Source organism: Legionella steelei, assembly GCF_001468005.1.
GTDB classification, from domain to species: domain Bacteria; phylum Pseudomonadota; class Gammaproteobacteria; order Legionellales; family Legionellaceae; genus Legionella; species Legionella steelei.
Map to the genome: position 1 here is coordinate 1 of NZ_LNYY01000019.1, position 11,418 is coordinate 11,418.

Consider the following 11,418-nt stretch of genomic DNA (forward strand, 5'->3'; position numbering starts at 1 on the left):
GGCCATTTGCATTTGGAGACCTTGCTTAATCCGCCGCTGCCCGTAACCCAAGGCATGCGCTTTTTTGCGGCTGCTGCAACACCGATGCGTGATGTGCTAGGCAAGGAAGAGGATAATCCTTATGGCTTGGACCTGACTCAGGAGCAAAGCGCGCTTAATTTTGCGGGGATGACAGTAGTACCATCACATAGATAACCGGGCAGGCTGGGCTGTTAAGCCCAGCATCTGCTGAGTTCATTCGTACTCTCCAAAAATTCTATTATGAAGCCCAATTAACACAAATCTTATCCAGGGTGTTTCAAAGAAGGAAATACTTTAGCGCTGGGCTTAGCAGCCCAGCCTACGGTTATTTGGCTTTTTTTGTCGACGAATTACCTAATATATGGGCATGGAGTGGGAGGAACCAGCACACTAGATAGATTTAACGTTTAAAACCTAGATAGCAGAGGATGATTCCGATAATCAGATCAAATCCAATGGCGCTATAGGCAATACTTTCATTTTGCACAAAAAGAACGGTCGCTTGATCAATATAATGCGGATAAAAAATCATACTTGCTCCTTTCAGCAAGATGAGCCAAGAAATAATGGTGATTAAAAGCCGCCAGCTCCATTGCCAAACATTGTGGCTTACAACCATAAGTAGCCCAAGAATGAAGGTCCAAAAACCCAGAACCAGTATTAATGGTGCATCTTTTAACAAGGCTTGGACATAGATTGTAAATTGATGCATGTTGATCAATATGGCCACACTGATAACGATCAGATAAATTCCCAGAACCTTACTTAAAAACTTTGATGTATCCATTTGAGTACTCCTTTTATACTCTTATAATTGAAGTGTAGTCCAATTGAAATTTTGTGATTGTCGTAGCCTGGGCGTGGCGTAGCGAAAACCCGATGAAATGCATCTAAAAGTTTTGCTTGTACTTCTTTAGGATTGCTTGGGGTGATGGTGATGTACTCCATCCCTTTTGCTTTCAGTAGTGCATAGACTAATTGGCTTTTACCTGGGCCTGGTTCTGCTTCAAGAATGATTTCATTGATACCTAGCTCTTGATCCCACACCCCTGTTATTTTTTTTCTCGAATAAGCAAGAGCATTTTAATACTAAATGCTTCCTTTTTGCGTGCGTCAGTCCAGGTAAATTTTTTATCGCTAGTTTTAGGCTGTAATGGGGTTAAGACCTCTTTAAGTGGTTTCTTTTCTTGCTTCCAGTTTTTCCCCTGCTTTATGTCATCGCGAATATGCTGGCTCAGTTTTTTTATCAAGATTTAAGGTTTTGATTTCACTTAAAATGGCATAACGCAACAGAGAATCATCAGTCATCAATTGAGTTTGCAATCGCTCTTTTAAGATGAAAAAGCGCAGGCACATCATTATTTGCGCATTACAAGGGGAAATATTAAGCCCAGCATTTTGTGCTTTGCTATAGTAGCTTTGAATAAGATTTAATAAGTGCTTTGCATCATCACAATGGGTAATTGATTCTTTTCATACAATAAGTCGAGCTCTTCAAGGATTTCAGTTTGGGTTTTCATTTAATTCCTGATGGGATTTGATACCTGAGGCGTATTTTTAATTGATAAAGTGCGTAATTATATGTCTTATGGTTTGTTTGGCGGCACTGTAGTGTAAAAATGATTTGCACACAACGAAGGGAGGTACTTATTTAGAGCGCATGGCCAAATATTTATCAATCATTTGCCGTGAAAGGCTAATGGGTTTAGGTAATTGAGGCAGTTTTTTTATGGAGAACCATTGGGCATCTTCGATTTCCCTTGCATCAATTTGAATCTCACCACTTTCATATTCAGCAACAAACCCTAACATCAAATTACTTTGAAATGGCCATGGTTGGGAGGAAAAATAATGCAAGTTTTTTATCGTTAGTCCTACTTCTTCTTGGACTTCACGAATAACGGTGTGCTCAAGCATTTCTCCTGGTTCCACAAAACCTGCCAAGATACTGTAAATTCCAGGCATGAAATGAGGCGAACGCGCAAGTAAGATTTCATCATCTCGCCAGATGAGCGCCAACATGACTGGTGCAATTTGCGGAAAAATTAATGAATTACAATTTGAGCATACTTTGGCCCGTTCTTTATCACTGTATTTTGTTTTATGGCCACAATAGCCACAGTATTGAGTACTGCCGTCCCAGTGCAACAATTGTTTTGCTTTGGAAACAAGTAAAAACAAATCCTCATCGCTTATTAGCTCATGTGCTTGGCGAATGTGCTGAAAAGCCATGTATTCGGGTAATGCTGGTGGTTGTTGGCCAATTTGCACTGCAAAACACGGTGTCTTTCCGTATGTTCCTAAATAAATTTGCCGTTCAATCGAAAGATCGAGGGCGTTGATATCAAAAAGATGAGGTATGGTATGGTTTTGCAAAAGAATATTTTCACCGTGAAAAATAAACCAGAATGCGGGTTCCACAAATGAAGTAGGGGGATGTATTTGAGGAATAAATGGTTTTGACATAATGATACAATCCATAAGGTATACACTATTAAGTGTACATAATGGTCTTACAAGTGGTCAAATTCTATAGTTTTCCCTCTCCCTTGCCTTCTGCCAATAATAGGAAAGAGGAAAATCTTTTGCAATCCCTTCTCCCCAAGGGGAGAAGGCCCCCCAGGGCCGATGAGGGGCTCTTAAAACATCCCATTACTATTTGCTGCCTCAGCAGGAATAGGTTGAATTACATCCCAATGTTCATAAATTTTATTGTTTTCCAGGCGAAAAATATCCACTATGGCTCTTCCTTGTGTTCCTGGTTCTAGAACAGAATGGACATGTACAATCACATAATCGCCATCTGCAAGAATACGTTTGATCTCACTATGTGATTGCGGATAAGTCTTTTTGAGGTAGTTAATGTAATTTTTTAAGCCATCAATCCCATCTTGAGCCAGAGGATTATGTTGAATATACCAAGCACCTAAGTAATTTTGTGCAGCATCAAAGTCTTTTTCATTCAATGCTTTTTGATAAAATTGAGTAACTATCTGTTTGTTTGCTTCTTGAATTGCTCCTGCGACTGCAGCAATTGAGTGAATCAATAAACTCCCAGTGATTAATGACAACAGTATTTTTTTCATTATGGCTCCTTGTTAATCTAACAAATTGATTATAAATGGCTATTTAAATAAAAAAAGCACATAATTTTGACCAAATATATCTAATTTTTAGATGGATGCGTGCGAATCATGACTAAGGTAACTTTGGAACAATGGCGGGTATTGCAAACCGTAATCGATGAAGGAAGCTTTGCTAAAGCGGCAATAAAATTGCATAAAAGCCAATCCAATATCAGTTACACGGTTGCCAAACTTCAGGAAATGTTAGGTATGCAATTACTACAACTTGATGGACGCAAGGCCGTGTTGACCGAACAGGGAGTGGATATTTTAAAGTTATCGCGGCAAATTACCCGGGCGGCAAAAAATGTCGAAATTGCTGCGCTAAATTTAAAATCAACTCATGAAAAATCATTGCGTCTTGCCATTGATGAGATTTTTCCAGCGTCCGTATTAATGACCGTTTTGCACCAATTTGGCCAGGAGAATAAACAGACTAAGCTGATTATTTATCAAGGTTTATTATCAGGTCCTAGTGATCAATTAGTCGACGGTGAAGTAGAACTCGCGATTATTTCAAAAATTCCGGAGGGTTATATGGGTGATAAACTCATGGATGTGCATTTTTTTCCTTATGCTCATAAAGACAGTCCTTTGCATCAAAAACAGAGCACACTTGACGATCTTTATGATGAACGTTATCTCATTGCGCAGGATTCTGGAGCAAATAAAAAACGTGATGAAGGCTGGTTGGGTTCTGAATTTCATTGGAAGGTAAGTACCTTGGAAATGAAAGCTCAATGTGTGGCACATGGGATAGGTTTTGCCTGGCTCCCACAGCAAATGGTCGAAGAGAGAAACTTACCTATCCTTCCTCTCAATATGAAAGAAAATAACATCAGAACCTACCCAGTCTATTTAGTGCATCATCAACCTCAAGAAATAGGGCCATCAGCAAGACATTTAATTGATCTCTTTAAAAAATACTCGTGCAGCCCACGTCATCGTTGACAAAAAAAGCCCAGCCTACACTTGCTCTTGCGATTCTATGTCATCCCGAGCATGGCGAGGGATCTCATGATGACGTGGATCTAATGACTTTAGGGATAAATTGGCCTATAAATAAAGATTAAAACTACCCTTAATAAAGAGAACACGATGAAAAGTTCAAAAATAAATTTGATACTCAGTGGGTTGATTTTTTTATGTTCTGTAACAGCCTATAGTATGACTGAAAATGTTTCTCAGTCTGATTCAGATGCCGCGCGAATTTCCATGTTGGAGAAAGCACTGGCTCCACAAAAGCTGGACGAAGTTGCGAATTTGTTCGCAAAAGCGAATAAACAACGTAATGGCGCCGTTCAATTTATGTTGTTTTCGGATCAATTAAAAAAGAAATACAAAGACAATTGGCCTTATTGGGTTTCCGGAACTTCCAGCCCATGGATTACTTCTTATAAGATTAAAAAAATGGCAGAAAGTAAGAATTCTTGGGAGTTTGAAATAACATATCAATGGGCAACTGCTGATGGGCCTTTTAATCCTCCACTGGTGCAAACTATAGTGGTCGCACCTGTTCCTAAAAATATGAATTCATCACAAAAATTCTGGATAATGGAGTTTAATGAGAAGCAGTAAGATCAAACGCAACAGCACTAGTATTTTGCGTGAACGAAAAAGTCGGGCTTTGGCCCGACCTATGTCAGCTGAGTAAGGTTTTTCCAGGTACACATACGTTCACATAAATGAGCGCTATAATTACCTTAAGTATCTGTTTAAGGAATAAACAATGCATAATGGTGACGATGTAATAAGACAAGACGTGCAAAACATTTTATTGAGGAATGGGTTTTCCGCCAATGAATTTACAATAACCACCAAAAATGGTTCAAGCTATGATCCCAGCCAAATAGTGAGTGCACAAGTATGGATAACGATTGAAAAGAATTCTATAAAAAAACAATATGGCTTATACCGAAGTAATTGGCCAAATGATTTTGAAACAGATTTAAAAAATGGTTATTTTAACTAACTTAATAAGCAGCAGGGATGTTCTGTTCTGAAATACAGCTCTCCTTTTTGAACAATTGAGCGGATTTTAATAAGCATATTGTTTCTATGTAGTGTCATTTCCGCACAGGCGGGAATGACAGGAATTTAGAGGAGTTACTTAGTGAAAGAGTTTTTTCTATTTTTTGAGTACAGCAAACCCTAGTGCCGCAACTGCTAAGGCAGCCATCCCAATAGTTGTTGGAGAGAAAAAGCTATAAGGGCTTACTTCATCCTCGTCTTTTGGCGAAGTAGGCACGTCGTCTTGTGCAGGAACTAGGCCTCCACGTGCTGACGCTTTGTTTTGCTCCCGGAAAAATCTGCGCTCTGCTATTTTGTCTCTAGAAGTATAATAGATGTCTGTATGTATTATATCTTGCCCACTGGGTGTTGACGGTACGCCTACTATCGCCGTGGCTTCAATTTCTGAATAACCATTTCTTTGTAATTCTTTGATCTGTTGTTCTAATACTTTTTTAGTGGGAGAAGCACTCGGTGCAATTTTAAGCGATTCTGGGCGTATTTGTCCTTCAGACTGAGTATCATTCCAGGAAACACTTTTTTTGGTCTTTTTAGTAGACTCAGTTGATTTGGATAAAATACTTTTGATCTTTTTACTCGATTCAGTGGGTTTGGATGAGTCGTCTTTGCTTTGCATTGGATAAACCTCTTGTTTTCATCAAAAATCAATCAATTTTATCAATAAATGATTAAGGAAATATGAGCTTCAAAAAAGGAGAGCATTTTTCTATTTTTTTGTGGTAATGAACTCTATTGTTGCTTGGATTAAAGCTGCTCCTACGCCAATAGTAGATAGTGAGAAAAAGTTGTATCGATTTACGTTTTTGTAGGCTTTCTTTAGAGGTATCCTTAACCCGGGTTATGCTTTGCCTTCACCCAGGCTATAATCGTTGTAACTGTTGGTCGTTTTCTATTTGTTACTAAACGCAACAATTCCCACTGTAGCAACTGCTAAGGCGATTCCCACTCCGACTCCAATAGTAGTTGGAGAGAAAAAGCTACAAGGATTTACTTTATTCTCTTCCCGCAATTTTTTGCCCTCCGCTATTTCTTCTTTAGAGGCATAAAATATTGGTTCTGTTATAATGACTTGTCCACTTGGTGTTTGCGCTTTTCCTACTATCGCAGTGGCTTCAATTTCGGTATAACCATTTTTTTGTAATTCTACAATCTGCTTGTCTAGTGTTTTTTTGTTAAGAGAAGCACTTTCCCTAATCACCAGATGTCCCTTATCCATTTTTCCTTCTGTCTTATCGTCATTCCATGAAACACTCTTTTGGGTCTTTTTAGCAGATTCAGTGGGTTTGGATAAAATACTTTTGGTCTTTTTAGTAGATTCAGTTGATCTGGATGAATCGTCTTTGCTTTGCATTGGATAAATCTCTTGTTGTCAAAAGTTAATCAATTTTATCAATAAATGATTAAGGAAATATGAACTTTAAAAAAAGGGAGGTATTTTTTCTTCTGGCCTGATTCAATTTGTGTGGAATTATCGTGTTTGACGGACATAGAAATTCTATTTTATTGTATAAATTTAAGTCAATTTCAACGACAAATCATTATGAGAATATGAAAGTGAAATAAAACAATGTATTTTTAGGATCAGGCGAGCGGCTTTTTAACGGTAGCAATTTATGAAAACCAAGCAACTTTTTGAGCGGGCCTCTTATTTAGCGCAGGTCAGAAGATTAAGAGCTCTGGCCATAGAAGCACTGAAGCACTATCCATTTATTACTCATAATATTGAATTTATTAAATACAGTGCGAACGCGATTTTCAGAATCACAGATCACCAAAATAAACGTTATGCCTTAAGAATTAATCCTTATGGACATCATCAACATGCCGCGATTGAGGAGGAAATACACTGGATGCAACACATACGCAGCACTACAGATCTAATAGTGCCTGCGCCAGTAAAAACACTTTCTGGACACTACTTTATTGAAGTGCAACACCAGATGGTCCAATCAGACCGCTATTGTTTTGTCTCTGAATGGTTAGCGGGTAAGACAAAATGGAACGGTATCAATGAACAGTATGCCAATACCTTGGGAAAATTGATTGGTGCGTTGCATCAGAGCGGGCGCGGCATATCCATGCCGCATAGAAACTATTGGCTCGCTGATGGGCTAATCGGTGCGGAAACCGCAAAATTTTATAACATAGAAACACTTACAGACGTGTCCATTCAGGAACAAAAGGTACTTACTGCAGCAAGGCGAATGGTTTATGAGATCTTAAAAGAATTCGAATGCAAACACCCGGAGAAAACTGGTGTAATTCATTCTGATACCCAGCCTAACAATATTTTGGTGCATCAGGGACACTTCGCAATAATTGATTTTGATGACTGTGGGCTTGGATTTTATAATGATGACTTGGCTGTCGCTTTGTGTGCATTCGAACATGTGGCCGAGGGAAATTTTCATCAGTCATTTAATCGGTTAAAAGAGGCTTTATTGCGTGGGTACGGTGAACACATGCCTCTTTCAGCTGAAGATATTCGACTACTTCCCTATTTTATGTTGGCAAGAAAACTGGTGACTATTGCCTGGTTGGAGGCTCGCAAAACAAATCCAGGGATCGGTTATTATATGCCAACCGCAGTTGAGCGTGCGATACAGTTTTATCAACACATCCTTTTACATAAGGTTTAAGTAACGTTTTTTTACCGACTTGCTAGGGATAGCCTGTCTACTCTAATTTAGGACTAGTAGCTGGCTGCTCCACTTGCTTTGTAGGTTTGCGTGAAAAAAAAGAGCCTACATAACTCAAGAGGGAGCGATTAGAGTTTGCCTCAACGTTCTCTTCAACTTCGATGATTTCCGGTTCGGGATACAAATTTTCTTGCACCATTTGAAAGCCTGAAAAGACACTTTTTAGCACGAGCGGCAGCAAGGCTAAGGTAATCAGCATGCTGCCTAAATTCGTTGACTCGTTAAACAACGCATAATTGGCTAAGGATTGAAAAATCGCGATGAGAAGCGCGATGCCCATGGTGTTGGAAATCAGTCTTGATGCATTGATATTTCGGTTATCCATGGGTAAATCAGCACTTTGATTAATTTCATAAAACGAAATCCATAGCCATAATAAGTCGAATGCCACACTATACCAATGTTGCTGATTCATTTCGGTGACATTGGCGCCCACTGTTTTCGCTAAATCAAACGTCATTTTCCCACTTTTAAGTGCTAAAGCCATGGTAGGTTTTTCTTGTGAATTTGCCATGGGGGCAAACTGTTGTACAAAAAAGCTTTTGGGGAGGTGAATATCAAAAAGTTCATAAAAGCTTTTCTCAGAACCAAATAATCGTTGCAGTTGTGTTTCACTGATATTTGCTAAAGCAGCTACTCCAGGAGCAAAAGTACCGTCATCTGAATGATGCGCAATGACCACATTTGAATTCTTCATCATCATGACATCATTGGTACCATCGCCATTGGCGACAATAAAATACTGATGATCCTTGAGATAACTGGCTAGAATCCCTTTCCCTTCGGTACTCATTTCCGCAAAAATAATGACTGGGCGCTTTGTCTTCTTTCTATCCATCAATTTTTGAAAATGCGCTAATATGGTTTCATTGACACCCGCAAAGATAACCGTGGCATCAGGGGGGCAAGTTTCTGCACTTAAATCGACTGCATGGTTTTCAGTTTCATCTGCACTCACGATAATAATGTTTTTTGCGTTTTGTGGGCATAACACTTTGGCAATGTTTACCGCAGCTTTCTTAGTATCACCAGTTGCTACAAACACTGGGACGGATATTTCTCGACATTGAGCAATAAATTGCTCCGCCCCTTTTTTTACCGGGTTATCAATAATAAACGTTCCGTGATATTGTAATTGTTCAAGGAGTTTTTTGTTTTTTATAAGGAAACTCTCAATTTCCTTTTTATTATCCTTATCAAATAACTCTCTTAAAGCGGCAAATTCAAGCTCACTGAGTTTTGTATGTGCAATACACCAGTCGCGTGATAAGACTTCAGTACGGCTTTGCATCGAGGTATAGGCCTCTAATAACGGAGTAGCTTGAAAGGCTTCCGCTTTAGGTACCCCGCAAAAGACAAGAGATGCTTCATCGCCTTGCTGAATGAGGGTAAAGCGACCGCCAAACGTACGATATAAACCCAGATGAAACGTCTCGACTTCTTGTCGTGCTTCTTTGATGGAAATGACCTTTTTAAAGTGATTGTTCCCCAAAGTGGTCACTTCCAAACATTGTTCATCATCCAATAACGATTTGAATAATTCCAAAATCGCATGTTCTTCAGGTTCTAATTCTTTTTTATGATTGGTATAGGCGTAACAAAAGACTGCAAAGGATTTAAGCCATTGTGATTCTTCGGGTAAAAGAACTTCTTCTTTGTTTTCTTTGACAAGACGTTGTACCTCAACTGGCATCGCGGTGGTCCACAACCCTAATACATCCATTTGAGTTGTAGTCAGAGTGCCGGTTTTATCAGAAATAATGACAACTCCATTGGGAAATTTATCGCGATAATATCCGCCCAATGCATTACATAAATCTACTAGCCGTCGTGCATCAATCGATTCAAAAGGCTGATCTCCTAAATTGCTATTCAATTGTTTCATTAAGTAGCTATTTACTGTTTCACGTAAAAAAGCTTCGGAAAAGGGAATCAGCGTTTGAAATAGGGTGAACATGAGTTTGAGTGTTTCTGCAGGCATGAGCGTAATGTCTCTCTGCAGAAAAGCCGCCATAATAATGGAGCCTAAAATAGAATATAAAACGCTTCTTTGCTTTCGCTCAGCGATAATTTCATCAATAACGGACTTTTTCTCATAGTTACTACTTAATATCAGTTCTTTCTCAGGTTTAATTTGAATAAAAATGTTGTCATTACCGTAGATATTTAATTTATCACCTACAAGCACTCCTGCTTGTTTGCCATCTCTAACGGCATATAAGTCCACTTTTTTGTAATTGGAAGTCAAATTAGGTTTGGTGTGATGCTCGATCCACACGTCCTCACCATTTTGTGCTTTAAGATTGACGCTAAATTTCTTTCGCTCCAGTGTTTGTGTCCATTCATTGTCTACATTACGTTGTAATGCAACAAGCTCTCCGGATATAGGTACACAATCTAAATTGATGCTCTCATCGCAAAGCACTAAATCTCCAGTACGAAGCTTATACCTAGGAACGTTTTCGAATATTGGGCCATTTGCGGTGAACTTTAACACCTTATGTAACTTATGATTGTATTCGTAATCATGGTCTAATTTTTCTTGCTGTACGCGCATTTTTTTGATAGTCGATGGTGCTAAATCAGCGAGTAATGCAGGTAAGTTCCGAAATTTTTGTACGATGCGATCGGCATAACGAATATTGTGCGCAATGAGCCCCAATTGAAAGGCTCGCGAGCTTACCATCAGTTCGCCGGCAATAAAGTGATTGATCTGGAAATACAAATTGGATAATGGGGTTAGCCCACTGGAAATCACGGCTGTGTCTGAGCGCTGTGCGCCTTGATTGTATTGGAAACGGACCAGTAATTCTTGTGCTTTGCGGGTGAGGTAAGCAATTCCACTGGGAACAACTAATGCGCTGGCTCCCAGTCCGGCAATTAATGCATACTCATCTGAAACACGGCCATCGAGTAAAAAGCCAGTACCCTTAAAAACCGAACTATACATAGAGGTTATTGCCATAACCTCACTGGCCACAGCCGCCGATAGCGCTATTCCAGAATCAAATTTCTCATCGGTAATCCGATTTAAGGCACAATAGCCTAAGATGGTGGCGCCAAAAATAAATTTGACAATAAAATCATATTCGGAGCTCCCCATTAGGTATTCACTAAGGCATGGGGTGAGATAATGGCCAAGAAGCAAAGCTGCTCCAGAAGAAATTGTAGGCCAGATGTATTTATTAAAAGTACTCCAATCCACCGCATCTAAAGAAAAGGTCCAAGCCAGGGTGTTATACAGTTCTTTGACTCGCATTGAAAAAAAATTGTTTATCCCTGCGACGGTACTTTTTAGAAAGTAGCTGCGATCAGGTTCGGCTTGTTGTATCAATTGAATAGGTAAGGCTCTGCTGTTTTTAGGATTTTTGTTGTGCAATTTTGGGGGGGTGGGTATTTTTGTCTTCATATCTAAATCCTTTTATGCATGCCAATAATCTCTAGTGGATATTTAGGGCTCATCTTGATAATTAACTTATCTACAACAAAGGTTCAAGAGGGTTGATAAAAAAATTTCTGAATTACTTTTGAAAAATAAAAGC

At 39.1% G+C, this 11,418-nt stretch carries 13 protein-coding genes; 5 read left to right on the top strand and 8 right to left on the bottom strand.

The window, feature by feature from the left end; translation table 11 throughout:
- Window positions 1–195 (top strand): hypothetical protein (locus Lste_RS19265; protein WP_058509831.1); only part of this gene is annotated, 195 nt, incomplete at its 5' end.
- Between the two features lie 226 nt (window positions 196–421).
- Here Lste_RS19265 and Lste_RS04195 read toward each other — a convergent pair.
- From Lste_RS04195 to Lste_RS04210, 5 genes are all read right to left on the bottom strand, one after another.
- On the bottom strand, window positions 422–808 hold the full coding sequence (locus Lste_RS04195) for a hypothetical protein (protein WP_058509832.1): 387 nt from the start codon (window positions 806–808) through the stop codon (window positions 422–424).
- A complete protein-coding gene (locus Lste_RS19540) occupies window positions 787–1,068 on the bottom strand; it encodes a hypothetical protein (RefSeq protein ID WP_058509833.1) in 282 nt (93 codons plus the stop codon). Before Lste_RS19540 ends, Lste_RS04195 begins: the two co-directional genes overlap by 22 nt.
- A 5-nt stretch (window positions 1,069–1,073) precedes the next feature.
- On the bottom strand, window positions 1,074–1,271 hold the full coding sequence (locus Lste_RS19545; protein WP_237760417.1) for a hypothetical protein: 198 nt from the start codon (window positions 1,269–1,271) through the stop codon (window positions 1,074–1,076).
- Window positions 1,272–1,668: 397 nt separating this feature from the next.
- Window positions 1,669–2,487: an NAD(+) diphosphatase gene (gene nudC, locus Lste_RS04205; RefSeq protein WP_058509834.1), complete on the bottom strand. Its 819-nt coding sequence runs from the start codon at window positions 2,485–2,487 to the stop codon at window positions 1,669–1,671.
- Between the two features lie 173 nt (window positions 2,488–2,660).
- Window positions 2,661–3,107, bottom strand: coding sequence for a nuclear transport factor 2 family protein (locus Lste_RS04210; RefSeq protein WP_058509835.1), 447 nt, complete (start codon window positions 3,105–3,107; stop codon window positions 2,661–2,663).
- 108 nt (window positions 3,108–3,215) lie between these two features.
- Between Lste_RS04210 and Lste_RS04215 the strand changes: the two genes are divergently transcribed.
- From Lste_RS04215 to Lste_RS04225, 3 genes are all read left to right on the top strand, one after another.
- Window positions 3,216–4,097 carry a LysR family transcriptional regulator gene (locus Lste_RS04215; RefSeq protein ID WP_058509836.1) on the top strand — a complete coding sequence of 294 codons (882 nt, stop codon included), beginning with the start codon at window positions 3,216–3,218 and terminating at the stop codon, window positions 4,095–4,097.
- A gap of 147 nt (window positions 4,098–4,244) precedes the next feature.
- Entirely contained in the window at window positions 4,245–4,724 is a 480-nt protein-coding gene (locus Lste_RS04220; protein ID WP_058509837.1) for a hypothetical protein, read from the top strand.
- Between the two features lie 151 nt (window positions 4,725–4,875).
- The gene (locus tag Lste_RS04225) at window positions 4,876–5,118 is read left to right on the top strand and encodes a hypothetical protein (protein ID WP_058509838.1); all 243 of its coding nucleotides are present in this window, start codon (window positions 4,876–4,878) and stop codon (window positions 5,116–5,118) included.
- 156 nt (window positions 5,119–5,274) lie between these two features.
- Here the strand turns inward: Lste_RS04225 and Lste_RS04230 are convergent, their stop codons facing one another.
- Both Lste_RS04230 and Lste_RS04235 read right to left on the bottom strand, forming a co-directional pair.
- A complete protein-coding gene (locus Lste_RS04230; RefSeq protein ID WP_058509839.1) occupies window positions 5,275–5,793 on the bottom strand; it encodes a hypothetical protein in 519 nt (172 codons plus the stop codon).
- 273 nt (window positions 5,794–6,066) lie between these two features.
- The gene (locus Lste_RS04235; RefSeq protein ID WP_237760418.1) at window positions 6,067–6,528 is read right to left on the bottom strand and encodes a hypothetical protein; all 462 of its coding nucleotides are present in this window, start codon (window positions 6,526–6,528) and stop codon (window positions 6,067–6,069) included.
- Between the two features lie 262 nt (window positions 6,529–6,790).
- Between Lste_RS04235 and Lste_RS04240 the strand changes: the two genes are divergently transcribed.
- Complete coding sequence (locus tag Lste_RS04240; RefSeq protein ID WP_058509840.1) at window positions 6,791–7,816, top strand: phosphotransferase enzyme family protein; 1,026 nt, start codon at window positions 6,791–6,793, stop codon at window positions 7,814–7,816.
- Between the two features lie 37 nt (window positions 7,817–7,853).
- Here Lste_RS04240 and Lste_RS04245 read toward each other — a convergent pair whose 3' ends face one another.
- On the bottom strand, window positions 7,854–11,285 hold the full coding sequence (locus Lste_RS04245; protein WP_058509841.1) for a cation-translocating P-type ATPase: 3,432 nt from the start codon (window positions 11,283–11,285) through the stop codon (window positions 7,854–7,856).
- Window positions 11,286–11,418: the final 133 nt, after the last annotated feature.